The organism is Sideroxyarcus emersonii, from assembly GCF_021654335.1.
Classification (GTDB): domain Bacteria; phylum Pseudomonadota; class Gammaproteobacteria; order Burkholderiales; family Gallionellaceae; genus Sideroxyarcus; species Sideroxyarcus emersonii.
The window spans coordinates 216,260-240,687 of sequence record NZ_AP023423.1; the positions used below are offsets into that span (position 1 = coordinate 216,260).

At 63.2% G+C, this 24,428-nt stretch carries 22 protein-coding genes; 9 read left to right on the plus strand and 13 right to left on the minus strand.

The window, feature by feature from the left end; translation table 11 throughout:
* Nucleotides 1-13 precede the first annotated feature (13 nt).
* The 7 genes from L6418_RS00990 to L6418_RS01020 form a co-directional block, all read right to left on the minus strand.
* Nucleotides 14-235 carry a formate dehydrogenase subunit delta gene (locus tag L6418_RS00990; protein ID WP_237247624.1) on the minus strand — a complete coding sequence of 74 codons (222 nt, stop codon included), beginning with the start codon at nt 233-235 and terminating at the stop codon, nt 14-16.
* On the minus strand, nt 232-1,023 hold the full coding sequence (gene fdhD, locus L6418_RS00995; RefSeq protein ID WP_237247625.1) for a formate dehydrogenase accessory sulfurtransferase FdhD: 792 nt from the start codon (nt 1,021-1,023) through the stop codon (nt 232-234). The genes L6418_RS00990 and fdhD overlap by 4 nt, the downstream gene beginning before the upstream one ends.
* On the minus strand, nt 1,020-3,857 hold the full coding sequence (gene fdhF, locus L6418_RS01000; RefSeq protein WP_237247626.1) for a formate dehydrogenase subunit alpha: 2,838 nt from the start codon (nt 3,855-3,857) through the stop codon (nt 1,020-1,022). The genes fdhD and fdhF overlap by 4 nt, the downstream gene beginning before the upstream one ends.
* Nucleotides 3,854-5,347 carry an NADH-quinone oxidoreductase subunit NuoF gene (locus L6418_RS01005; protein WP_237247627.1) on the minus strand — a complete coding sequence of 498 codons (1,494 nt, stop codon included), beginning with the start codon at nt 5,345-5,347 and terminating at the stop codon, nt 3,854-3,856. Before L6418_RS01005 ends, fdhF begins: the two co-directional genes overlap by 4 nt.
* Nucleotides 5,344-5,781, minus strand: a complete 438-nt coding sequence (locus L6418_RS01010) for an NAD(P)H-dependent oxidoreductase subunit E (RefSeq protein ID WP_237247628.1) — start codon at nt 5,779-5,781, stop codon at nt 5,344-5,346. The genes L6418_RS01005 and L6418_RS01010 overlap by 4 nt, the downstream gene beginning before the upstream one ends.
* A gap of 146 nt (nt 5,782-5,927) precedes the next feature.
* Entirely contained in the window at nt 5,928-7,589 is a 1,662-nt protein-coding gene (locus tag L6418_RS01015) for an OFA family MFS transporter (RefSeq protein ID WP_237247629.1), read from the minus strand.
* Between the two features lie 145 nt (nt 7,590-7,734).
* Nucleotides 7,735-8,643, minus strand: a complete 909-nt coding sequence (locus tag L6418_RS01020) for a LysR family transcriptional regulator (RefSeq protein WP_237247630.1) — start codon at nt 8,641-8,643, stop codon at nt 7,735-7,737.
* Nucleotides 8,644-8,968: 325 nt separating this feature from the next.
* Here L6418_RS01020 and L6418_RS01025 point away from each other — a divergent pair, with 325 nt between their 5' ends.
* Nucleotides 8,969-9,319 carry a c-type cytochrome gene (locus tag L6418_RS01025; protein ID WP_237247631.1) on the plus strand — a complete coding sequence of 117 codons (351 nt, stop codon included), beginning with the start codon at nt 8,969-8,971 and terminating at the stop codon, nt 9,317-9,319.
* An 83-nt stretch (nt 9,320-9,402) separates the two neighbouring features.
* Here the strand turns inward: L6418_RS01025 and L6418_RS01030 are convergent, their stop codons facing one another.
* Nucleotides 9,403-10,308 carry a hydrogen peroxide-inducible genes activator gene (locus tag L6418_RS01030; protein WP_237247632.1) on the minus strand — a complete coding sequence of 302 codons (906 nt, stop codon included), beginning with the start codon at nt 10,306-10,308 and terminating at the stop codon, nt 9,403-9,405.
* A gap of 131 nt (nt 10,309-10,439) precedes the next feature.
* Here L6418_RS01030 and L6418_RS01035 point away from each other — a divergent pair, with 131 nt between their 5' ends.
* The 5 genes from L6418_RS01035 to L6418_RS01055 all read left to right on the plus strand — a co-directional run bounded on the left by L6418_RS01035 (nt 10,440) and on the right by L6418_RS01055 (nt 16,414).
* On the plus strand, nt 10,440-10,913 hold the full coding sequence (locus L6418_RS01035; RefSeq protein WP_237247633.1) for a rubrerythrin family protein: 474 nt from the start codon (nt 10,440-10,442) through the stop codon (nt 10,911-10,913).
* 26 nt (nt 10,914-10,939) lie between these two features.
* Complete coding sequence (locus tag L6418_RS01040; protein WP_237247634.1) at nt 10,940-11,104, plus strand: rubredoxin; 165 nt, start codon at nt 10,940-10,942, stop codon at nt 11,102-11,104.
* 83 nt (nt 11,105-11,187) lie between these two features.
* Complete coding sequence (locus L6418_RS01045) at nt 11,188-12,336, plus strand: NAD(P)/FAD-dependent oxidoreductase (RefSeq protein WP_237247635.1); 1,149 nt, start codon at nt 11,188-11,190, stop codon at nt 12,334-12,336.
* A gap of 73 nt (nt 12,337-12,409) precedes the next feature.
* Nucleotides 12,410-12,892 carry a Dps family protein gene (locus tag L6418_RS01050; protein WP_237247636.1) on the plus strand — a complete coding sequence of 161 codons (483 nt, stop codon included), beginning with the start codon at nt 12,410-12,412 and terminating at the stop codon, nt 12,890-12,892.
* Between the two features lie 183 nt (nt 12,893-13,075).
* Nucleotides 13,076-16,414 (plus strand): FkbM family methyltransferase, encoded by a 3,339-nt coding sequence (locus tag L6418_RS01055; RefSeq protein ID WP_237247637.1) that lies wholly within the window; start codon nt 13,076-13,078, stop codon nt 16,412-16,414.
* A 49-nt stretch (nt 16,415-16,463) separates the two neighbouring features.
* On the opposite strand, the gene ubiA is transcribed toward L6418_RS01055, so the two are convergent.
* Nucleotides 16,464-17,327: a 4-hydroxybenzoate octaprenyltransferase gene (gene ubiA / locus L6418_RS01060; RefSeq protein WP_237247638.1), complete on the minus strand. Its 864-nt coding sequence runs from the start codon at nt 17,325-17,327 to the stop codon at nt 16,464-16,466.
* Between ubiA and L6418_RS01065 the strand changes: the two genes are divergently transcribed.
* A complete protein-coding gene (locus L6418_RS01065; RefSeq protein ID WP_237247639.1) occupies nt 17,326-17,526 on the plus strand; it encodes a hypothetical protein in 201 nt (66 codons plus the stop codon). The two genes, ubiA and L6418_RS01065, sit on opposite strands and share 2 nt — an antisense overlap.
* Here L6418_RS01065 and recG read toward each other — a convergent pair.
* Genes recG through L6418_RS01085 form a run of 4 tightly spaced genes read right to left on the minus strand, consistent with a single transcriptional unit; the run spans nt 17,523 to nt 22,556 of the window.
* Nucleotides 17,523-19,544 (minus strand): ATP-dependent DNA helicase RecG, encoded by a 2,022-nt coding sequence (gene recG, locus L6418_RS01070; RefSeq protein ID WP_237247640.1) that lies wholly within the window; start codon nt 19,542-19,544, stop codon nt 17,523-17,525. The two genes, L6418_RS01065 and recG, sit on opposite strands and share 4 nt — an antisense overlap.
* A gap of 22 nt (nt 19,545-19,566) precedes the next feature.
* On the minus strand, nt 19,567-20,844 hold the full coding sequence (locus tag L6418_RS01075; RefSeq protein WP_237247641.1) for a serine/threonine-protein kinase: 1,278 nt from the start codon (nt 20,842-20,844) through the stop codon (nt 19,567-19,569).
* A gap of 24 nt (nt 20,845-20,868) precedes the next feature.
* Nucleotides 20,869-21,255 carry a RidA family protein gene (locus L6418_RS01080; RefSeq protein WP_237247642.1) on the minus strand — a complete coding sequence of 129 codons (387 nt, stop codon included), beginning with the start codon at nt 21,253-21,255 and terminating at the stop codon, nt 20,869-20,871.
* Between the two features lie 20 nt (nt 21,256-21,275).
* Complete coding sequence (locus L6418_RS01085; RefSeq protein ID WP_237247643.1) at nt 21,276-22,556, minus strand: protein kinase domain-containing protein; 1,281 nt, start codon at nt 22,554-22,556, stop codon at nt 21,276-21,278.
* A 163-nt stretch (nt 22,557-22,719) separates the two neighbouring features.
* Here L6418_RS01085 and L6418_RS01090 point away from each other — a divergent pair, with 163 nt between their 5' ends.
* Nucleotides 22,720-23,937 (plus strand): glycosyltransferase family 9 protein, encoded by a 1,218-nt coding sequence (locus L6418_RS01090; protein WP_237247644.1) that lies wholly within the window; start codon nt 22,720-22,722, stop codon nt 23,935-23,937.
* Nucleotides 23,934-24,428 carry a GtrA family protein gene (locus tag L6418_RS01095; RefSeq protein ID WP_237247645.1) on the plus strand — a complete coding sequence of 165 codons (495 nt, stop codon included), beginning with the start codon at nt 23,934-23,936 and terminating at the stop codon, nt 24,426-24,428. The genes L6418_RS01090 and L6418_RS01095 overlap by 4 nt, the downstream gene beginning before the upstream one ends.

Genomic DNA, 24,428 nt, shown 5'->3' on the forward strand with positions numbered 1-24,428 from the left:
AGCAGGCTGACGTTCAGCCAGCCTGCTGCACCAGCTGAAACGCATCCCGTACCATCGGCGACAGCCCGGTGCCGCCGTTGCTGCCGATGTGCTGCAGCATCGCGGTGCGCATGCGCGGATCCCAGTTGCGCTGGATGTGGGCGGCGATATCCTTCACCGCCTGTTCGCGGTTGGGCATGGCCTCGAAAAAGGCACCGATCTGGTTGGCCATCTTGATCAGGTTATCGGGATTCATGTCGTACTTCCTTGCAGACGTTGCGTATGGGTATAGATGGCGCAGCTGGAGCCGCGCAGGAAACCGACCAGCGTCAGGTTGAGCCGGTCCGCCAGGCGCACCGCCGCAGCGGTGGGGGCCGACACCGCTGCGAGGATGCCGTAACCCAGCGCGGCAGATTTCTGCACCATCTCGAAGCTGGCGCGGCTGGTGATGATCAGCGCACCCCCGGCTGCCGCATCGGTCCGCGCCAATGCGCCGAGCGTCTTGTCCAGCGCATTGTGGCGGCCGATGTCCTCGCGCACGTGGCTGATGTTGCCGTCGCCGTCGACCAGGCAGGCGGCATGGACCGCACCGGTGGTCTGCTGCAGCGCCTGCAGCGCCGGCAATCGGCGCATGCCCTCGTGCAGTGCGGCGAGCGGGAATGATGCGCCGTCCGCCACGGGCGGCAGATCGCGCATCACCTGCGTCAGGCTCTCCGCGCCGCACAAGCCGCAGCCGGTGCGCCCGGCCAGGCTGCGCCGGCGTTCCTTGAAATGGGCGAATGCGCCGTTGGCGATCTGCAGGCGCAGGGTGATCCCCGCCGCTGCTTCCTCGATCTCGATGTCGTACACCTCGCTGCGCCGCGCGACGATGCCTTCGGAAAGGCTGAAGCCCAGCGCGAAGTCCTCGAGGTCGGCGGGCGTGGCCAGCATCACCGTGTGCGAGATGCCGTTGTATTCGAAGGCGACCGGCACTTCCTCCGCCACGGTATCCAGGCAGGGCGAGCTGCCCGGACGCTGCACCGCAAGTTGCAGCTGCGGCATCATGCAGTGGCAGCCCCGGCCAGCAGTCGTTTCTGCTTCCTGTCTTCGCGGGCGTTGCGCAGCTGCCATTCCGACGGCTGGTCGACGCGCACCAGTTCGACTGCCGTCACCTTGTATTCAGGGCAGTTGGTGGCCCAGTCGGAATTGTCGGTGGTGATGACATTCGCGCCGGACTCGGGGAAGTGGAAGGTGGTGTAGACCACGCCGGGCTGCACGCGTGTGGTCACCTTCGCGCGCAATACCGTGTCGCCGGCACGCGACTGGATGCCGACCCAGTCGCCTTCGCGGATGCCGCGTTCTTCCGCATCGTGCGGATGAATCTCCAGCTTGTCCTCGTCGTAGAAACGCACGTTCTCGGTACGGCGCGTCTGCGCGCCGACGTTGTATTGCGACAGCACGCGGCCGGTGGTCAGCAGCAAGGGGAATTTGCGCGTCACTTTTTCGTCGGTCGGCACGTATTGGGTGATCATGAAGCGGCCCTTGCCGCGCACGAAACCGTCCACATGCATGGTCGGCGTGCCTTCCGGGCTATGCTCGTTGCATGGCCACTGCAGGCTGCCCAGTCGGTCGAGCTTGTCGAAGCTGACGCCGGCGAAGGTCGGCGTCAGGCGTGCGATCTCGTCCATGATCTGCGACGGGTGCTCGTAATGCATCGGGTAGCCGAGCGCGTTCGAAAGCGCCATCGTCACTTCCCAGTCGGCCTTGCCGGCCAGCGGCGGCATCACCTTGCGCACGCGCGAGATGCGCCGTTCGGCATTGGTGAAGGTGCCGTCCTTCTCCAGGAAGGACGAGCCGGGCAGGAAGACATGCGCGAACTTGGCCGTCTCGTTGAGGAACAGGTCCTGCACCACCACGCATTCCATCGCGGCGAGCGCAGCCTGCACATGCTGCGTGTTGGGGTCGGACTGCACCGGGTCCTCGCCCTGGCAGTAGAGCGCGCGGAAGCTGCCGTCGAGCGCGGCCTCGAACATGTTGGGGATGCGCAGCCCCGGCTCGGGCTGGATGCTGACGTTCCAGGCATGCTCGAACAGTTCGCGCGAGATGGTGTCGGAGACATGGCGGTAGCCGGGCAGTTCGTGCGGGAAGCTGCCCATGTCGCAGGAACCCTGCACGTTGTTCTGCCCGCGCAGCGGGTTCACGCCCACGCCTTCGCGCCCGACGTTGCCGGTCGCCATGGCGAGGTTGGCGATGGCGATCACCGCGGTCGAGCCCTGCGAATGTTCGGTGACGCCGAGGCCGTAGTAGATGGCGGCATTGCCGCCGGTGGCGTACAAGCGGGCGGCGGCGCGCACTTCAGCGGCGGGCACGCCGCTGTCGGCTTCCAGCGCTTCCGGCGAGTTAGCCGGGCGGGCGACGAACTCGCGCCAGTCGGCGAACGCTTGTTTCTCGCAGCGCTCGGCGATGAAGCGTTCGTTGAACAGCCCTTCGGTGACGATGACGTGGGCCAGTGCGGTGAGCACCGCGACGTTGGTGCCCGGCCGGAGCTTCAGGTGGTGGTCGGCGCGGATGTGCGGCGACTTGACCAGGTCGATCTCGCGCGGGTCCAGCACGATGAGTTTCGCGCCTGCGCGCAGGCGCCGTTTCATGCGCGAGGCGAACACCGGGTGGCCGTCGGTCGGGTTGGCGCCGACCACCATGATGACGTCGGCTTTCTCGACCGATTTGAAGGTCTGCGTGCCGGCGGATTCGCCCAGCGTCTGCTTGAGTCCGTAGCCGGTGGGCGAGTGGCAGACGCGGGCGCAGGTGTCCACGTTGTTGTTGCCGAAGGCGGCGCGCACCAGCTTCTGCACCAGGTAGTCTTCCTCGTTGGTGCAGCGGCTGGATACCAGCGCGCCGATGGAATTCCTGCCATGCTTGTCCTGGATGCGGCGGAACTCGCTGGCCGCATGGGCGATCGCCTCCTCCCACGATACTTCGCGCCAGGGGTCGCTGATCTTCGCGCGTATCATCGGTTTGGTGATGCGGTCCGCGTGTGTCGCGTAGCCCCAGGCGAAACGGCCCTTGACGCAGGCGTGGCCCTCGTTGGCGCGGCCGTCCTTCCACGGCACCATGCGCACAACCTCGCTGCCCTGCATTTCGGCCTTGAAGCCGCAGCCGACGCCGCAGTAGGCGCAGGTCGTGGTGACCGAATGTTCGCCCTGGCCTTTGGCGATCACCGTCTTTTCCATCAGCGTCGCGGTCGGGCAGGCATTGACGCAGGCGCCGCAGGAGACGCATTCCGAATCCATGAAGTCCTCGCTCTGTCCGGCCGACACGCGCGATTCGAAACCGCGGCCGGAGATGGTCAGCGCGAACGTGCCCTGCGTTTCCTCGCAGGCACGTACGCAGCGGTTGCACACGATGCACTTGCCCGGATCGTAGGTGAAGTAGGGGTTGGATTCGTCCTTCCGCGCATCGGTGAAATGGTTGGTACCCGCAATGCCGTAGCGCACCTCGCGCAATCCCACGGTGCCGGCCATGGTTTGCAGTTCGCAGTTGCCGTTGGCGGCGCAGGTGAGGCAGTCGAGCGGATGGTCGGAGATGTACAGCTCCATCACGTTGCGCCGCAGCTCGGCGAGTTTGGCCGATTGCGTGCGCACCTTCATGCCGGCTTCGGCAGGGGTGGTGCAGGAGGACGGATAGCCGCGCCGGCCTTCGATCTCCACCAGGCACAGGCGGCAGGAGCCGAACGGCTCCAGCGAGTCGGTGGCGCACAGTTTGGGGATCATCGCGCCCGCCTGCACGGCTGCGCGCATCAGCGAGGTGCCCGCGGGTACGGTAACCGCGATACCGTCGATGTCCAGAGTGACGTTGCGGTCGGCGACGACCGCAGGGGTGCCGTAATCGATGTCGTTCATTGGAAGTCCTCCGGGAAATGATTGAGTGCGGACAGTACCGGGTACGGTGTCATGCCGCCCATCGCGCACAGCGAGCCCGCAGTCATGGTGTCGCACAGGTCGCGCAGCAGCGGGATCTGTTCGGTCGCCCCGGCGCGGATGCGGTCGATGACCTCGACGCCGCGCGTGGAGCCGATGCGGCAGGGCGTGCATTTGCCGCACGATTCGATGGCGCAGAACTTCATGGCGTAGCGCGCCTGCCTGGCCATATCCACCGTGTCGTCGAAGGCAACGATGCCGCCGTGGCCGAGCACGGCGCCCACCGCCGCGAAGGCTTCGTAGTCCAGCACCGTGTCGAACTGGGATTCTGGCAGGTAGGCGCCGAGCGGGCCGCCCACCTGCACGGCACGCAACGGACGGCCGGAGCGCGAGCCACCGCCGTAGTCATACAGCAGTTCGCGCAGGGTGCAGCCGAACGGCACTTCGATCAGGCCGCCGTACTTGACGTTGCCGGCCAGCTGGAACGGCAGCGTGCCGCGCGAACGGCCAACGCCGAAGTCGCGATAGTACGCGGCACCCTGCGCCAGGATGTCCGGCACGCTGGCCAGCGTGATGACGTTGTTGATTACCGTCGGCCGGCCGAACAGGCCCGAGATGGCGGGCAGCGGCGGCTTGCTGCGCACGATGCCGCGCTTGCCCTCGATGCTCTCCAGCAAGGCCGTCTCCTCGCCGCACACATAGGCGCCGGCACCCTTGCGCACCTCGATGCGGAAATCGCCTAGCCAGCCGCCTGCGTTGTCGAGCGCAGCATTCAGCGCCGCGATGGCATGCGGATATTCGGAGCGTACGTAGATGTAGCCCTTGTCTGCGCCGACGGCGAGGCCGGCGATCGCCATGCCCTCGATCAGGCAGAAGGGATCGCCTTCCATCAGCATGCGGTCGGCGAAGGTGCCCGAATCGCCTTCGTCGGCATTGCACACGATGTATTTCTGCGCAGAGGCGGTATCGAGCACGGTCTTCCATTTGATGCCGGTGGGGAAGGCTGCGCCGCCGCGGCCGCGCAGGCCGGAATCGGTGACCATGCGCACGATCTCGGCGGGCGCCAGGCTGCGCGCGATCTCGAGCCCCTTGCCGCCACCGTGCGCGCGGTAATCGGACAGCGAGAGCGGGTCGATCACGCCGACACGGTGCATGGTGACGCGCTGCTGGCGGGCCAGATAGGGCACGGCAGCGATGTCGCCCAGGCGCAGCCGATGTTTGCCGCCGGCGGTGAAATCTGCGGCGAACAGGCCGGGCACATCGGCTGCCGTCACCGGCCCGTAGGCGATGCGTCCTTGCGCGGTGGCAACCTCCACCAGCGGCTCCAGCCAGAACAGTCCGCGCGAGCCGTTGCGCACGATGCGCAGCTTCAGGCCGCGCTGTGCGGCTGCCGTCGCGATGGCGGCGGCGACTTCATCGGCGCCGAGCGCCAGTGCGGCGGCATCGCCGGGGACGTAAACGGTGACGCTCATGATTGTTCTCCCAGCGCGGCTATCAGCGCATCGAATTTCTCCGGCGTGACGCGCGCGTGCAACGTCGTCTCGTCTATCTGGATGGCGGGGCCGATGGAACACAGGCCGAGGCAATAGACCGGCTCCATGGCGATGTCGCCCTGTTGCAGGCGCGCCGCCGCGTGGTTGGCGAGGGCTTCACTGCCGTTCGCCTGGCAGGCTTCGGCACAGCACACGTGGACGACATGTCTGTCCGGCGGGGTCCGGCGGAAGTGGTGATAATAAGTGATCACGCCGTGCACCTCGGCGCGCGAGAGGTTGAGCGCACGGGCGATCAGCGGTACCGCCTCGTCCGGCACGTAACCGAGCTCATGCTGGATGTCGTGCAGGATGGGCAGCAGTGCGCCATCCCGATGCTGGTGCCTGGCAAAGATGGTGTTCAAAGTGGTGTTCATGGCGGTGATTCCTGGCTAGCGTTGGATGCGCAGCGATTTCTTCAAGTGACGTTAAAGCCGGATGCCAGTCGGTGGCTGGTCGGCCGGGGAGGACCGTCCCGTCCTCCCCGCTGCGAGCCCGGTTCCAGGCTCGTTGCTGCCGTTTGCTACTTGAACAGGACGGCCGCTTTCTGCAGCGTCATCCAGATCCCCCAGCCGAGCGGGATCCATACCGCCAGCCAGGCCAGCGCGACCTTCCAGCTGTGGCTCGCTTCATGGGCCAGCGCCGAGACGTCCTCCGCGAAGTGCTGGTGGGTATCGTTGGCCAACCTGTTTTCTTCCTGCAGCTGCGCTTCCGTCATGTAGTGATGTTCGGCCACCGACTTGACCAGCCAGTTGCAGATGAAACCCAGCACCAGCAGGCCGGCGAGGATGTACATGGTGATGGAATAAGCGTCGGCGCGGGCGACGCCGTGATCGAGCTGATATTCGCGGATGTAGTTCACCAGCACCGGGCCAAGCACGCCGGCGGTCGCCCAGGCAGTCAGCAGGCGACCATGGATGGCGCCGACCATCTTGGTACCGAACATGTCGGCGAGGTAGGCCGGCACCGTGGCGAAACCGCCGCCGTACATGGACAGGATGACGCAGAAGAAGGCGACGAACAGCGCCAGGCTACCCGCCGCAGCCAGCCCCGGGATGGACGCATACAGCGCACAGCCGAGCAGGAAGAAGATCGAATAGGTCATCTTGCGCCCGAGCTTGTCCGACAGCGATGCCCAGAAGAACCGGCCGCCGATGTTGAACAGCGATAGCAGGCCCGTGAAGCCGGCGGCGATGGCCGCGATCTGGCCTTTCTGGGCAGGATTGAGGTCGTTGAAGGCAAGGTCGACGCCGATCAGTTTGCCGGCGAAGACCTCCTGCAGCATCGGCGAAGCCATGCCGATGATGCCGATGCCGGCGGTCACGTTCAGCGTCAGCACCGACCAGATCAGCCAGAACTGCGGGGTCCTCCAGGCCACATCGAGATGCACGTGGCGGTCGGTGATCATGCTCTTGCCGGAAGGTTCGGCCGGCGGCTGCCAGCCGGCGGGCTTCCAGTTGTGGTCGGGCACGCGATAGCCGAGTGCGCCGGCCATCATGAACACGAAATAGATCGCGCCCAGGGCCACGAAGGTCTCCCACACGCCGACCGAGGTGGGCGTGGCGAAATACTTCATCAGCTTGTCCGCCAGCGGCGCGCCGATCATGGCACCGCCGCCGAAACCCATGATCGCCATGCCGGTGGCCATGCCGCGCCGGTCGGGGAACCATTTGATCAGGGTCGATACCGGCGAGATATAGCCGAGGCCGAGGCCGATGCCGCCGATGACGCCGGAGCCCAGCCAGAGCAGCCAGATCTGGTGGGTGATCACGCCGACGGCCGAGATCATCAGGCCGCCGCTCCAGCAGAAGGCTGCCACGACGCCGGCCTTGCGCGGACCTGCGTGCTCAAGCCAGCCGCCCCACAGGGCAGCCGACAAGCCGAGAAAGACGAAGAACAGGGTGAACATCCAGCCCAGCATGGAGATCTTCCAGTCGCAGGTGGTGGCGAACACCTGCGCAAAAAAACTCATGTCCTGCGGGCAAACGACAGGCTGTGTGATGCCGATCGCTTTGGAAAGCGGCAACCAGAACACCGAGAAACCATAGGCCATGCCGATGCACAGGTGGATCGCCAGGGCTGCCGGCGGGACCAGCCAGCGATTGAAACCGGGTTTGGCGATGGTGCGCTCTCTGTCTAAAAAGCCGGGCGCCGCCGGTGCAGCTGAAGCAATGACGCTTTCCATGTAGTCTCCTCCGTTTGTTATTAAAAGAATCCCTCGTACCAGCGAAGCGGGGCAGGTTGGTACGATTTGTGGCGGTACGGATTATCTCCCCTGAATTCAAGGTACGACAACCAAACTGCAGATGAAAGTGGGAAATACTGAAGGCCTATTCGTCTTTGGCGAACGAATCGTTCAGGTAATGCGCTTCTGCCAGCAGGGCTTCGATCATCGGCGGCCGGGGTTCCCGTTGCGGCACGACAAGTCCGGTAGTCCAGGCCACAGCCGGTTCGACCAGTGGCAATACCCTGACGCCCTCGGGGATACCGATCAGGTCGAGCACGCTGTGCGGCATGATGGAAGACCAGGCGCCGGAACACACGTGCGCCAGCATGCTGACGATGGAATTGGTTTCCACGGTTGGCAGGACTTTGCAATCGAGCCCGGCGAAAACCGCATCGATGGTCTTGCGGTTCTGCATGTCGGGCGTGAGCAGGCATAGCGGCACTTTCACGGCTTCCAGCCAGGTTACGCTGTCGCGACCTTCGAATGGGCTGCCGGATGGCGTCAGCAACACATGGCTTTCGTTCCACAACGGCACCGTCAACAACTGGCGCACTGCCTGTCCGGACTCGACATAGACGATGCCGGCATCGAGTTCGAAATCCTGCATGCGCGCCAGGATCTCGCTGGTGGAAAGCGACAGCACCTCGATCGTCACCAGTGGGTAGCGGCGCGAGAGGGCGGAGGTGAGGGAAGCGACCACGGTCAGTGCGGTCGGGATCACCCCCAACCGCAGATGTCCGCTGAGGCCGTGGCGCAACCTGTCCAGTTCTTGCCGCATGCCTTCCTCTGCTGCGGCCATGCGATGGGCGTAGTCGACCACGCATTGTCCTTCGGGAGTGAGGCCGGTGAAATGCTTGCCGCGCTCGACCACGGCGACGCCCAGCTCTGCTTCAAGATCGCTGATCGCGGCCGAGAGCGTCGATGGCGAGATGTGGCAGGCAGCCGCGGCGCGGCCGAAATGTTTTTCGCGGGCGAGGGCGATCAGGTAGAGGTATTTGCGGGCGATCATCATATCGAGGCTGTTTCCATCATCGCCGAAAGCCAAGTATACGGCAACCTCGTTGCAGCTATCCTGCCCGGGGCAGGGGGACGATATCCTTTGATGCAGAACCCGTTGAAAGCGCAGGCTGTTTGCCCGGCGCGGCCGCAGCGAAAATTTACATTTGCTTGACCAATACTTCACATCTTCTTGACGTTCTGTTACATTGTTTTTTCGGGTTCGTTGCCTGGAGGCAAAAGAGAATCCGGGATGCATCGCCACTTCGAACGAAAGTGGATAAGAGAAGGTAAATAACCTTCGTTTTCTTCAACTTAATCACTTAATCAACAGGGGAATTATGAAATCTATCATCGTTAGCATGACAGTAGCAGGTTTGATGGTCGCAGGCAGCGCAATGGCGGCCGACATGCCGGAACTGGCCAAGAAGAATAACTGCGTCGCTTGCCACGCCTTGGACAAGAAGCTGGTTGGCCCGGCTTTCATGGATGTCGCCAAGAAATACAAGGGCGCCACCAGCTATACCTTCAAGGGCAAGGAATATCCGCTGGTCGACGGCCTGGTCATGAAGGTTTCCCAGGGCGGTTCGGGCAATTGGGGTTCCATGGCGATGACGCCGAACGATCCGGCCGGCAAGAAGCAGGATCAGATCAAGGAGCTGGTCGAGTTTGTCCTGGGCTTGGCCAAATAAGCCAGCGCAATCTCCCGAAAAGCCCGCTTGCAATCAAGCGGGCTTTTTGTTGTCCTCTTTTTGCCCCCATGAGCTTCAGCCGATCATGGCAAGTGGTGGATGCCGGTGATTTTGGCCTGACCGACAGCCTGCGCCAGCGCCTCGATGGCCTGCGTGCGGGAAAAACTCTTGCGCCATGCCAGCGCGATGCGCCGCGAAGGCGCCGGCTTGGCGAACGGGATGACGCGCAGCAATTTGCTGCGATAGCGCGTGCTGTTGGCCGAGGCGGGCAGCACGGTGATGCCCAGGCCGGAAGCGACCATGTTGCGGATGGTTTCCAGCGAAGTGCCTTGCTGCACCTCCGCCCCCTTGCGGCTGAGGTCGGGGCAGGCTTCGGCAACCTGGTTGCTGAAACAGTGTCCGGAATTCAGCACCAGCACTTTTTCCTCCGCCAGCTCGGGCGCCTTGATGCTGCGCCGATCCGCCCAGCGGTGGTCGGAATTGACCACCACCTCGAACGGTTCGTCATATAAGGGATGGGTGAGGATGGACGCATCGCCGAACGGCAATGCGATCACGATGACATCCAGCTTGCCGTTGCGGAGCAACGTATCCAGGTTCTCGGTGATGTTCTCTTCCACTTCCAGCGGCATCTGCGGCGCAACCTTCTTCAGCGCCGGAATGAGATCGGGCAGCAGGTAGGGGCCGACGCTATGGATGATGCCGACGCGCAACGGGGCGGCAAGCTGGTTCCTGCCCTGAGCGGCGATCTCGCGGATGCGCTCGGCCTCTTCCAGCACGCGCTGCGCCTGTTCCACGATGGCCGTGCCGACCGGGGTGAGTGTGACGTCGCTCTTGCCGCGTTCGAACACCTTCAGGCCCAGCTCTTCTTCCAGTTTCTGTATCGCCAGCGACAGTGCGGGCTGGCTGATGAAGCACTTCTCTGCCGCGCGGCGGAAGTTCAGCTCCTGTGCCACGGCGACGATGAAGCGCAGTTCGTTGAGTGTCATGACGCCCTCCTTGATGATTTGCATAATAAATCAACCGGGTTTGAACAATCAATTGGATTGATGGCCTGGCGAAGCCTACATTGCGTCCGTGGGCAGCAGCCACGTCATCAACCAACCGACAGGAGAGCAACATGAAACGACCGGAGATCAAAACCATGGCCAATCTTGAAGCGGCATTTGCCGGCGAATCGATGGCGCATATCAAGTACCGCTATTTCGCCAGGATCGCGCGCGCGGCAGGCGACGAGGCAACGGCAAGGGTATTCGAGGAAACCGCCGACCAGGAAGTGCAGCATGCCCTCGGCCACCTCGACCTGCTCTACCCGAAAGCCGAGATGAGTCCCCAGCGTTGCCTGCAGATGGCGATCGAAGGCGAGACCTACGAGTACACCGAGATGTATCCCGGCTTCCTCAAGACGGCACAGCAGGAAGGCGATGCGGCGGCAAGCGCGGAGATCGTGCAGCAGATCGCCGAATCGAAAGAGCATGCCGAGTTGTTCAAGACGACACTGGAAAAGGCGGCCAAGCGATTCGCAGCGCTGGCCAGGGTGGAAGAGCGCCATGCCAACCAGTACCGCGCAGTCCTGGCGAAGATCACGGCTTGATATCCACGAATGAAAAGGAGAATGAAATGAAGACATGGCAATGTGTGGTGTGCGGATTCATCTACGACGAGAAGGCCGGCTTGCCGGAAGAGGGCATCAAACCCGGCACGGCATGGGCAGACATACCGGCGGACTGGGCATGCCCGGACTGCGGGGTGGCAAAGGCCGATTTCGAGATGGTCGAAATTTAGCGGGCAGCAAAACTGCTGCAGTGGTCATCTGCGGCGTTGCACGGCGCTCGCCAGGTTTTTCAACCACTGAAGGGAGAGATGAAATGGAATCAATCGTGGTGCTGGGCAGCGGATTGGCGGGATACACCGTGGTGCGCGAACTGCGCAAACTGGATGGCGACATCGCGGTCACGCTGCTGTCGCGCGATGACGGCGATTTCTATTCCAAGCCGATGCTGTCGAACGCCTATGCCCAGCGCAAGGATGCGACCGGGCTGGTGCAGACGCCGGCTGCGCAGATGGCCAGACAGCTTGGCATCCAATTGCGCAGCCGCTGCGAAGTGAACGCGATCGACGCGACGAACAAGCGCCTGCACACCAGCCATGGCGTGCTGGCCTACGACCGCCTCGTGCTGGCAGCGGGCGCCGATCCGATCCGCATCCCGCTGCAGGGCGATGCCGCCGATGCAGTGCTGTCGGTGAACGACATCGCCGACTACGCGCGTTTCCGTGCCGCCATGCAGGGCGTGAAGCACATCGCCATCATGGGAGGCGGCCTGATCGGCTGTGAGTTCGCCAACGATCTGGCCGCTGCCGGCGTTGCCGTCAGCGTCATCGATCCCGGCGCTTATCCGCTCGCCAGCCTGATGCCGGAGCTGGCGGGAACGCAGCTAGTGCAGCCGTTTGCCGCGCTGGGTGTGGATTGGCGCTTCGGCGTATCGGTGAGCAGGGTGGACGCAGCGCCAGCAGGTTATGCGCTGACCCTGTCCGACGGTTCGCGCCTGCAAACCGGCCTGGTGCTCTCGGCGGTCGGCCTGCGTCCGCGCACCGGGCTGGCCAAAGCAGCCGGGCTGGCGGTGAACCGCGGCATCGTGGTGGATGCGAAACTGCGCAGCAGCGAACGCGACATCTACGCGCTGGGCGATTGCGCCGAGATCGACGGCCGCGTGCTGCCATTCGTGCTGCCGATCATGCATGCCGCCCGCGCCTTGGCAAAGACGCTGGCCGGGGATGAGACGCCGGCGGCATTTCCCGTCATGCCGGTGGTGGTCAAGACCCCGGCCCACCCCGTTGCCGTGCTGCCCGTCGCGCGCGACGCCGCAGGCGAATGGTGCACGCTGGCAAACGGCAACGGGGTGAAGATGGCCTTCATGGATGCCGCGGGGCGCATCGGCGGATTCGCGCTGACCGGCGAATATGCCGCGGAACGCAACGAGATGGCGAAACTGGCCATTGTTCCGGGACAAGGGTGATAACATTTCCGTTGCGGAGAACAGGTTGCATCACGGCATCATTCTTTAAGTTAACCAGACAAGGAGAGCGATCATGAGCAAGACCCCATCCATCAACATCGGTATCGCCGAGAAGGACCGCAAGAAAGTCGCCGACGGCCTGGCGCGCATGCTGGCCGATACCTACACGCTGTACCTGAAGACGCACAACTACCACTGGAACGTCACCGGCCCGATGTTCCAGACCCTGCACCTGATGTTCATGACCCAGTACACCGAGACCTGGAATGCGGTGGATCTGGTGGCCGAGCGCATCCGCTCGCTGGGCTATCCTGCCCCGGGCAGCTACAAGGAATTTGCCGCGCTGACCAGCATCAAGGAAGGCAGCGGAGTGCCCAATGCCAAAGAGATGATCAGGCAACTCGTCGCCGGGCAGGAAGCGGTGGTGCGCACTGCGCGCGAAGTGCTGCCCATCGCCGAGAAAGCGGGCGACCAGCCGACGGTGGACCTGCTTTCAGCGCGCATGGAGGTACATGAAAAAAACGCGTGGATGCTGCGCAGCCTGCTGGAGGAGTAGCCGCATCCGAGGGAACAACTGCCTTGGCATTTTTTTGACGGAGACTCATGCGGCGACGTTGCTGCACGATGCGGCTTTCATTCCGGTCAATTGGCATGAAATTGCCCGTCTGTTCGGCAGAAGCAGCGATACGGCTGGATCGTATAGTTGAATGGAACGCTCTTTTGTTGCCATAAATCCCTGATGACTACTGCAAAAATCAGCCGTAACGACCCATGCCCCTGCGGCAGCGGCAAGAAATACAAGCAATGCTGCCTGGAACGAGACAAGTCCGCTGTGTCCGGCCAGCCGGCCGCAGCGGCTGCGGTCGCCGAATCTTTCCAGGCCGCAATGGAACATTTTCAGGCGGGCAGGCTGGGCGAAGCAGAAATGGTCTGCCGGCAGATACTCAGGGTTGAGCCCGGGCAGCCGGATGTGCTGCATATGCTGGGAGTGATCGCCTCGCAGGCCGGGAAGTACGATACGGCTGTCGAATTGTTCGGCGACGTGCTCAAGATGGCGCCGGACTTTGCCCAAGCGCACTACAACATGGCCAATGCCTTGAAAGAAATGGGCAAGCTGGATGAGGCGATCACCAGCTATCGCAAGGCCATTTCGCGCAAGCCTGACTATGCCAAGGCGTACCACAATCTGGCGGACGTTTTGCAGACGCAGGGAAAACTGGCCGAAGCGGCGGCCAGTTATCGTGCCGCACTCCGGATCGATCCGGGGCTGGCAGACACGCAATACAGCCTGGGCACAGCGCTGTATGAGCAGGGAAAGCTGGATGAGGCGGTTGCCAGCTATCGAAAGGCGATCGCGCTGAAACCGGGCTACGCCGAGGCATACAACAACCTGGGGACTGCGCTCAAGGAGCAGGGCCTGTGGCAGGAGGCGGCGGAAAGCTTCGAGCAGGCGACCAGGTGCAATCCCGGTCATGCCCTGGCGCATTTCAACCGCGGCATCGTATTGCATCAACTCAAGCAGTATCGAACCGCACTGGAGAGCTACGACAAGGCTGTCGCCCTGAGGCCGGACGATGCGGTCGCCTATTACAATCGCGGCGCCACGCTGCTGTGCCTCGACGAGAACCTGGCTGCACTGGACAGCTATGATCGTGCCGTTGCGCTGAAACCCGACTACGCCGAGGCATACAGCAATCGCGGCGTCGTCTTGCAAGACTTGTGGCGGCTGGATGAGGCGCTGGAAAGTCTTGACCGTGCCATCGCGCTGAAACCGGATCATGCGGCTGCGTATTGGAACAAGGCGCTGCTCAAGATTCTGACCGGCGACTTCGCCGCAGGTTGGCGCTTGTATGAATGGCGCTGGAAGGATTGCCAGAAGGATCAGGCAAGGGATTTTGCGCAGCCGCTCTGGCTGGGCGAACAGCCGGTTTCCGGCAAGACCCTGCTGATCCATGCAGAACAAGGGCTGGGGGATGTCGTCCAGTTCTGCCGCTATGCGCCGATGGCGGCGGCGCTGGGAGCGCGCGTTGTGCTGGAGGTGCATGCTCCGCTGGTTGCGCTGCTGGCGACGCTGGAAGGAGGCTGCACCATCGTCGAAAAAGGGCAGCCGCTGCCGCCTTTCGATCTGCACTGTCCTGTCATGAGCCTGCCGCTGGCATTCAAAACCACGCTCGCGAACATTCCTGCCACCGTGCCTTACCTGCATGCCGATGCGGGCAAGCAGCTGGCGTGGCGACGGCGGCTGGGCGATGCCGCACAACCCCGGGTCGGGCTGGTATGGTCGGGCAGTGCCACGCACAAGAACGATCGCAACCGCAGCATCCCGCTGCAACAACTGGAACCTTTGCTGGGCTTGCCGCTGGAATTCCATGCGCTGCAAAGCGAAGTCCGGCGGCACGATGAAACTGCACTGGCCGCCTTCGGGCAGATCCATCTGCACCAGGATGAACTGGGCGACTTCTCCGAAACTGCTGCGCTGCTGCAGCAGATGGATCTGGTCATCACGGTGGACACCGCGGTGGCACATCTTGCCGGTGCGATGGGCAAGCCGGTCTGGATACTGCTGCCGTTCGCTCCCGATTACCGCTGGATGCTGGATCGGAACGATAGTCCATGGTATCCGTCGGCGACTTTGTTCAGGCAACCTGCCGCTGGCGACTGGCCTGCGGTGATCACCAATGTCGGGAGGGAACTGCGATCCAGATATGCGCTGCAAGAGACAGGAGGCCACAACATGACGATGGAGAAACGCCAGCAGCACCAGGAGAAACCGGCGCCTCAGGAGATCGATGCGCTGGTCGCGCTGTTCGGTCAGGGGCGCCTTGTGGAGGCGGCCGACCGCGCGCGCGCGATGACGGCAGGATACCCGCAATACGGATTTGGCTGGAAGGCGCTGGGCGCCGTGTACAAGCAGATGGGACGCAGCGAGGACGCGCTGGCGCCGATGCAAAAGGCAGCCCTGCTGACGCCGGGCGACGTCGAGGTGCACTACAACCTGGGCGTCGGCATGCAGGACATGGGGCGGCTGGAAGAAGCCGAAGCCAGCTACCGGCAGGCGCTGAAAATCGATCCGGCTTATGCGGATGCACACAACAACCTGGGGGCCGTACTGCATGGGTTGGGCCGACTGGAAGAAGCTGCGGCCAGCTTTCGCCGGGCATTGCAGATCGACCCGGTTTGCACTGGCGCACAGGCCAATCTGGATGCACTGCAGCACGAAATGGCGCAGCGCACCGCATCCGCCGCAATGCAACAGGTCCCGCCTGCGGCGAGCGCCAATCCCTACCAACTGGTCGACGCCAGGCATGGCCGCTTCCTGGTCAGCCCGCATGATGTGTACCTCGGGCGGGCGGTGATCCTGTATGGGGAATACGGCGAGATCGAGTGGAAATTCCTGGAGCAGCTGATGCAGGACGGCAAGGATGCGGTCGAGGTGGGCGCCAACATCGGCACGCATACCGTGTCGATGGCACGCAAGCTGGCCGGCATGGGCAGGCGCTTGCTGGCAGTGGAGCCGCAGCCGGTGGTGTTCCAGAACATGTGTGCCAACCTCGCGCTCAACGGGCTGTTCAACGTGGTGTCAGAGAATGCCGCGTGCGGCGATGCGCCCGGCTGGCTCACGTTCGAAGCGCCGGATTATTCGCGCGAGAACAACTCCGGTGGCGTGTCCATGCGCGAAGACGGCAGCGGCAGCCAGCGGGTCCGTTCGGTGCCTCTGGATGACCTGGTTCCGGGCAATTTCGATGTCGGACTGATCAAGATCGATGTCGAGGGCTTCGAGCAGAAAGTGCTGGAAGGGGCGACAAAAACCATCGCACGCTGCCGGCCCGCGATATATCTGGAGAACGACCGTGTCGAGCAGTCAAAGGCGCTGATCGAATGGTTGTGGGCGGCGGGATACAAGCTGTGGTGGCACATTCCGCCCCTGTTCAATCCCGGGAACTTCGCCGGAAAGAGCGAGAACATCTACGGTAACGTCGCTTCGTTCAATATGCTGGCGCTGCCGACGGAGACTGCGATCACAGTGCAGGGACTCACGCCGGTGGAGGATTCCGGTGCACATCCCCTGCAGCATTAGCGTCGGGGTGCGCGTCGATGTCGCACGGTGAAATGAGAGCGGGGCAGTTTCACCTTGCCAGATAGGTGGCGGCGATCCCGGAAAACACCGCCGCCCCAAACCAGTTGTTATGCAGGAATGCGGCGAAGCATTTCTCGCGATTTCTGTCCTTGATGAGCGTGTAGTGATGCAGCGCGATGCCGGCCGCAACCAGCAGGCCGGCAAAATAGATCCAGCCCAGTCCGGCCATCATTCCCGCTGCTGCCAGCAGCAGCAGGGTGATGCCATAACAAGCCATCACCGCAAGCACATCGTACTTGCCGAAGAACAATGCCGAGGAATGGATGCCGAGATGGATGTCGTCGTCGCGGTCCACCATGGCGTACTCGGTGTCGTAGGCGATGGACCAGAAGATATTGGCGAGCAGCAGTATCCAGGCGACGGCAGGCACCGTGCCCAGCTGCGCGGCGAACGCCATCGGGATGCCGAAACCGAAGGCGATGCCGAGATAGGCTTGCGGGATGGCGAAGAAGCGCTTGGTGAACGGGTAGCTGGCGGCGAGGAAGACGGCCGGGAAAGACATCAGCCAGGTGAGCGGATTCAGCGGCAGGATCAGCGCAAACGAAACCAGCGCAAGCACGACAGCCAGCCACAATGTCTCGCGTTCGCTGACCTTGCCGCTGGTGAGCGGGCGGTCCCGGGTGCGCTCGACATGCCTGTCGATGTGGCGGTCGGCGTAGTCGTTCACCGCACAGCCGGAGGAGCGCATCAGCACGGTGCCGAGCGTGAAGATGAAGACGATGAGCCACGATGGATGCCCGTTGCCGGCGATCCACACGCCCCACAGCGTCGGCCACAGCAGCAGCAGGATGCCGATGGGGCGGTGCAGGCGGGTGAGCTGGATGTAGAGGTGCAGGCGTTCGGTGAAGTTCATGGGGTGGATTTTAACCCGCTACGTCATTGATGGAACATCTAGCCATTCGACTAAGCTCGCAAGCGAGCAAGTCGCTGGGTATCCGGCGCAGGCCGGAATCCAGAGCTTTTTTCAACATGCAGTTGGTTTTGTCTTTGCTGTGCAAAGAAATGGTTTTATCAACTGGATTCCGGCCTGCGCCGGAATGACGGCATCTTAGGTGCGCAGGTAATCCGGCTCGTTCGCCATCCATCGTTGCAGATGTGCCTGTGCCGCCTCGGGAAAGTCGCGCAGCATCTCGTCGGCGATGTCGCGCGCACGGTCCAGCAGCTTGTCGTCCTCGCCCAGGTCGGCGAAGCGCAGCATCGGCACGCCGCTCTGGCGTGCGCCGAGCAGTTCGCCGGGGCCGCGCAGGCGCAGGTCCTGCTGCGCGATCTCGAAGCCGTCGGTGTTCTCGTAGATGATCTTCAGTCGGGCACGCGCGAGTTCGGACAGCGGTTGCTGGAACAGCAGCACGCACAGGCTCTCGGCCGCACCGCGGCCGACGCGGCCGCGCAGTTGGTGCAGCTGCGCCAGTCCCATGCGTTCGGCGTGGTCGATCACCATCAGGCTGGCGTTGGGCACGTCCACGCCGACCTCGATGACGGTGGTGGCGACCAGCAACTGCAGCTCGCCCGCCTTGAACGCGGCCATGGTCTCGGCCTTCTCGGTGCTGCTGAGCTTGCCGTGGGCGAGGCCGATGCGCAGGTCGGGGAAGATCTGCGTGAGCGTGGCGTAGGTCTCCAGCGCGGTCTGCAATTGCAGCGCCTCGGATTCGTCGATCAGCGGGCATACCCAGTAGGCCTGGCGGCCTTCGAGGCAGGCGGCGCGCACGCGCTCGAACACTTCCTCGCGCCGCGCATCGCTGACCAGCTTGGTGACGATGGGCGTGCGGCCCGGCGGCAGTTCGTCGATCACCGACACGTCGAGGTCGGCGTAGTAGCTCATCGCCAGCGTGCGCGGGATGGGGGTGGCGCTCATCATCAGCTGGTGCGGCTCGCTGCCCTTGCCGCGCAAGGCGAGGCGCTGCTGCACGCCGAACTTGTGCTGCTCGTCCACGATGACCAGCCCCAGTTTGTTGAAATCGACCGAGCTCTGGAACAGCGCATGCGTGCCGATGGCAAGCAGGGTGTCGCCCTGCGCGATGCGCTCGGCGGCGGCGGTCTTGTCCTTCTTCTTCAGGCTGCCGGAGAGCCATACCGGTTCGATACCGAGCGGGACCAGCCAGTCGCGCAGCTTCAGGTAATGCTGTTCGGCGAGGATCTCGGTCGGTGCCATGAACGCGACCTGGTAGCCGTTCTCGATCGCCTGCAACGCGGCGAGTGCGGCGACCACGGTCTTGCCGCTGCCGACGTCGCCCTGCAGCAAACGCTGCATCGGATGGGGACGCGCCAGGTCGGCGCTGATCTCGTGCCACACTTTTTTCTGCGCGCCGGTGAGGGCGAACGGCAGGTTTTCCAGCAGTGCGGTCGTGAGCTTGCTGTGCGCAGCGAGTTTGGGGGCGACGCGCCGGCTGCGCTCGCGGTAATGCACGCGCATCGACAGTTGCTGCGCCAGCAGCTCGTCGAACTTGATGCGCATCCAGGCGGGATGCGCCCGTTCCAGCAGCGCATCCTCGTCGATGCCGGGCGGCGGCTGGTGCAGCAGCTTCACGCTGGCGGCGAATTCCGGCAGGTGCAGGCGTTGCCTGATCGGTTCCGGCAGCGTGTCGTCGAGCGCCAGTTCGTTCAGTGCGGCATGGATGTACTTGGTCAGCGTCGCTTGCGGCAGTCCGGCGGTGGTGGGGTAGACCGGCGTGAGCGCCTGTTTCAATGGCACCGATTCGCCGGCGACGCGGCATTTCGGATGCACCATCTCGTCGCCGAAGAATCCTGCGCGCGGCTCGCCCAGCGCGCGGATCTTTTTGCCGACGGCGAGCTGTTTCTGCTGGCTGGGGTAGAAGTTCAGGAAGCGCAGGTACAGGATGCCGCTGTCGTCCTGCAGCTGGCACACCAGGCTGCGGCGCGGGCGGTACATCACTTCGCTGTGGATGATCTCGCCTTCCACCTGCGCGGTCTCGCCCGGCACGAGGTCGGCGATGCGGGTGATTTTCGTTTCGTCCTCGTAGCGCAGCGGCAGGTGCAGCACCAGGTCGAACGGCGCATGGATGCCCAGTCTGGCGAACTTGCTCTGCGTGGCGGGGGGGATCTTCAGCGGCACTTATCCGGTGTTCCGCAGTGCGTCAGCACGCCATCTTGGCGACTCGCTCGTCGGACATGCGCAGGCGGTCGGCAAGTGTCGCCAGGAATACCTGGTTGAAATGCAATTGGCAGCGATCGGAGAGCTGATCGAGCTGGCTGGGCGTGATCTTCATCACGGTGACCTCAGTGGTGGCGGTGATGCTGGCGGAACGCGGCATCTGCTTGCGGCTGGTATAGGACATCTCGCCGAAGATGGAGCCGCTGCTAAGCGTGTTGAGCAGCCGGTTGTTGCGCGAGACGGTGACGCCGCCCTCGGTCAGTACGTAGAACGCATCGCCCAGCTCGCCCTCGCGCAGCAGCATGGTCTTGGCCGGCTGCTTCTGCCATTCGCCCACGCGCAACAGCTCCCACAGCTCGATGTCGGAGAAATCCTGGAACATCTTCAGTTTGCGCAAGGCGGTGAATTTCTCGTTCTCGTTGATCTCCAGGTCGCTCTTCTCGAAGTGGCCGAGCGCGGCCAGCTCGTTGCCGAAGTCGCGCCAGGTGGCAAAGCGATCCGCCGGATCCTTCTGCAGTGCGATCATCACGATGCGTTCCAGTTGTGGAGGCAGGTCGGCGCGCAGCCTGGTCGGAGGCGGCGGTTTCACATGCAGTATCTGCTGGTAAAGATTTGCCAGGTTCTTGGGGGAATATGGCGAGCGGCCGGTGAGCAGGCGGTACATGACGACGCCCAGCGAATAGATGTCGGTCGAATGGGTGATCTCGTCGCCGCGCACCTGCTCCGGCGACATGTAGTTGGGCGAGCCGACGCTGTTCTGGGTCTCTTCGAGGTCGACGCGGACGGCGGCGCCCAGATCGGCAATCTTGATCTCGTCGGGATTGCTCAGCAGCAGGTTGCCCGGCTTGATATCGCGATGGATCACGCCGTTGAACTGCGCATAGTTGAGAGCGCGGCAGCACTTGAACATGTATTCGACCACGCGGTCCAGCGGCAGCAGATTGTCCGGGTGGATGTGCTTTTCCAGGGTGCCGCCGGGCACGTACTCCATCACGATGTAGCTCTTGCTGTCGCTGATCACCGCTTCGTAAGTCGTGACGATGTTCGGGTGCGCCAGCTTGCCGACCAGCGCGGCCTCGATCTCCAGCTGGCGGCGGTTCTGCTTGCCGTTCTTGGGGTCGTTGAGGAACGACTGCTTGAACACCTTGACCACCACTTCGCGGTCGTAGAGCGGATCGTGTCCGAGATAGACCACGCTGGTGCCGCCGTCCCCCAGTTTCCTGATCAGGCGGAATCTGCCGAGATGGGATTCGTGGCTCATGCTATTGCTTCTCGCTGGCAAGGCTTATTCCTGCAGGCACAGCACGCCGTCCGCCTCGACCAGCGCGGCGCGTGGCAGCGAAGCCACGCCCACGGCGGCGCGCGCCGGATAGGGCTGGTGGAAATAGGTGGCCATGATCTCGTTCACCTTGGCGAAATGCGCGAGGTCGGTGAGGTAGATGTTGAGCTTCACCATGTCGTCCAGGCTGCCGCCAGCGGCATCGGCGACCGCACGCAGGTTCTGAAATACGCGATGGATCTGGGCTTCGATGCCGTCGACCATGTTCATGGTGTTGGGGTCGAGGCCGATCTGGCCGGACAGGTAGACGGTGTTGTCGACGCGCACGGCTTGCGAATAGGTGCCGATGGCGGCGGGGGCGTCGGGGGTCTGGATCACGAATTTGTTCGACATGTTGTTCTCCTCTGTTTGTTCTAATTGGCCAGCTTGGCGAATCGGTCGTCCGCCATTCTGAGACGGTCTGCCATCACGCGCAAGAAGGCCTGGTTGAAATGCAACTGGCAGTGGTCGGAGAGCTTGGCCAGCTGTGCCGGGGATATCTTCAGCACGGTGACCTCGGTGCCGGCGGTGACGGTGGCGGAACGCGGCACCACGCGGCCGCTGATGTAGGCCATTTCGCCGAAACAGTCGTCGCTGCGGATCAGGTTGAGCAGGCGTCCGTTCTTGGTCACGCTGACGCTGCCCTCGATGATGATATAGAAGGTGTCGCCCAGCTCGTCTTCGCGCATCAGCACGGTTTGCGCCGGCTGTTGCTGCCATTCGCCGATGCGCAGGATCTCCCACAGCTCGATATCGGTGAAATCCCGGAACAGCGACATCTCGCGCAGCGTGGTGAATTTCTCGGTCTGGTTGATATCGAGCGGCTTTTGCTCGAACCGGCCCAGCGCGGCGAGATCGCTGCCGAAATCTTTCCAGTTCTGGTAGCGTTCCTGCCGGTCCTTGTGCATGGCCCGCATCACCACGCGTTCCAGCTGCGGCGGGATGTCCGGCCGCAGCTGGCGCAACGGCGGCGGCGTGGCATGCAGCACCTGCTGGCACAGGCTGGCCAGGTTCTGCGCGTGGAACGGCGCATGCCCGCTGAGCAGGCGATACATCACCACGCCGAGGGAATAGATGTCGGTCTGGTGGGTCAGCACCTCGCCGCGCAGCTGCTCCGGCGACATGTAGCCGGGGGAGCCGATGTTGCTGATCTGCGTCTGTTCGATGTCCAGCAGCAGGGCCGCACCCATGTCGGAGATCTTGATGTCGCCGTCCTCGGTGAGCAGCATGTTGGCGGGCTTGATGTCGCGGTGGATGACGCCGTTGAACTGCGCATAGTTGAGCGCGCGGCAGCATTTGAACATGTATTCCACCACCCGGTCGATGGGCAGCAGGTTGTCCGGGGCCGAGTGTTTTTCCAGCGTACCGCCGCTGACGTATTCCATCACGATGTGGCTGGCATCGTCGCCGATCATCGCATCGTAGATCGCCACGATGTGCGGGTGCGACAGCTTGCCTGCCAGCGAAGCTTCGTTGTCCAGCTGCCGCTGGTACAGCTTGCCCATCTTGGGATCATTCAGGATCTCCTGTTTCAGCACCTTGATCGCCACTTCGCGTTTGGCGAAAGGGTCGAACCCGAGATAGACCGAACTGGTGGCGCCTTGGCCGAGTTTCCTGGTGAGGGTGTATTTGCCCAGTGTTGCTGGTTGTTGCATGTTGGCGGGTCGCCCGATGAGTGAGTTCGCGGAATCTACACGAACAGGCACCTGTTCCACAACTGCCGCATCGCGGCGCGGCGGCTGGCTTGTTCAAAGTGCGGCTTTCACCGATAATGCGCCGCCTTGCCAGAGTCGCAACCCCACTACCGGATACGCTCCTTTGAACATTAAATTCCAACGCGCAGTCGACCATTGGGCCGGGATGCCGATCTGCGGGATGTTTTCGCTGTTCGAGCGTGTTCGCCGCCTGTTCTCCGGCCGGCCGGCAACGGTCCAGCCCAGGCGCATCCTGATCGTGCTGCTGTCGGAGATGGGCAGCCTGGTGCTGGCGCAGCCGATGTTCGCCGACCTGCGTCGCCGCTATCCCGATGCCTCCCTGCACATCCTGATGTTCGCCAAGAACCGCGAGGTGCTCGACCTGCTCGGCGTGATGCCGCCGGAAAACGTGATCACCATCCGCGACAAGTCGCTGGGCGGTTTTGCGGCCGACAGCATCAGGGCGCTGCTGGCCATGCGCCGCATCGGCTTCGACGTGGTGATCGATTGCGAACTGTTCTCGCGCGTCAGCAGCATCTTCTCCTACCTGTCCGGCGCGAAGTTGCATGTCGGTTTCCAGCCGCACACCCAGGAGGGACTGTACCGCGGCTCGTTCATCAACCGTCCGGTGCTGTACAACCCCTATCGCCACCTGTCGCAGCAGTTCCTGACCATGGTCGCCGCCATCGAATCGGAGACGCATCCCGCCGCCAAGGCAATGGCGGCCGAATTGTCGGCGCCGCCGCTGCTGCAGTTCGCCGCAGGCGAGCTGGAGCAGGTCGAGTCGGTCCTGCTCAGGGATTTCCCGGTGCTGCAGGACAGGAGATTGGTGCTGGTCTATCCCGGCGGCGGCATCCTGCCGATACGCGCGTGGCCGGCGGTGAACTACAAGCAGCTGTGCATCGAACTGCTGGATGAAGGTTATGCGGTGGCGGTGATCGGCCTCAAGGAAGACAAGCCGCTGGCGCAGGAGGTGGTGGCGCATTGCAACGACCCCAGTTGCATCGACCTGACCGGCTACACCAGGTCGGTGCGCCATCTGCTGGCCATCTTCCACCGTGCGTCGCTGCTGGTGACCAACGATGGCGGGCCAGGCCAGTTCGCCGCGCTGACGCCGTTGCAGACACTGGTGTTCTTCGGTCCGGAGACGCCGGCGCTATACAGCCCGCTGGCCCCCAACATCCATTGCCTGTATTCCGGATTGTCGTGCTCGCCCTGCCTCACCGCCTACAACCATCGTAATTCGCCTTGCGACGGGGACAACCAGTGCCTGAAGCAGATCGGCGTCGCACAGGTGCTGCAGCAGGCGCGCAAGCTGCTGCAAGAGGCAGGGCGGGCATGAGCACCCTGCTGAATCTTCATCTTTCGCTGGCTTCGCTGTTCCGTCGCGTCTTTTCCCGGCGCTTCCTCAAGTTCGGCACGGTGGGTGCATCGGGCACGGTGGTGAATCTCGGCATCCTGTATCTGGGGCAGGAACATCTGTTCAGCGGCGTGCAGCCGACCCAGCTCAAGCTCAACCTGTCGCTGGCGCTGGCGATCTTCCTGGCCACCGTGAACAACTTCTTCTGGAACCGCCTGTGGACCTGGGCGGACCGCAAGGAACATCACCACAAATCCTGGCTCGCCCAGTTCTGGCAATACACGCTGGCGTGCTGGCTGAGCATCGCCTTGCAGATCGTGTTCACCAACCTGCTGGCACCGCATTTCTTCTACCAGATCGCCAACCTCATCGCCATCGGGCTGACCAGCGTGCTGAATTTCGTGCTCAATGACATCTGGACGTTCGGACGGCTGAAGCTGATCCGGCATGTCGAGCCACCGCATCGCGATTGA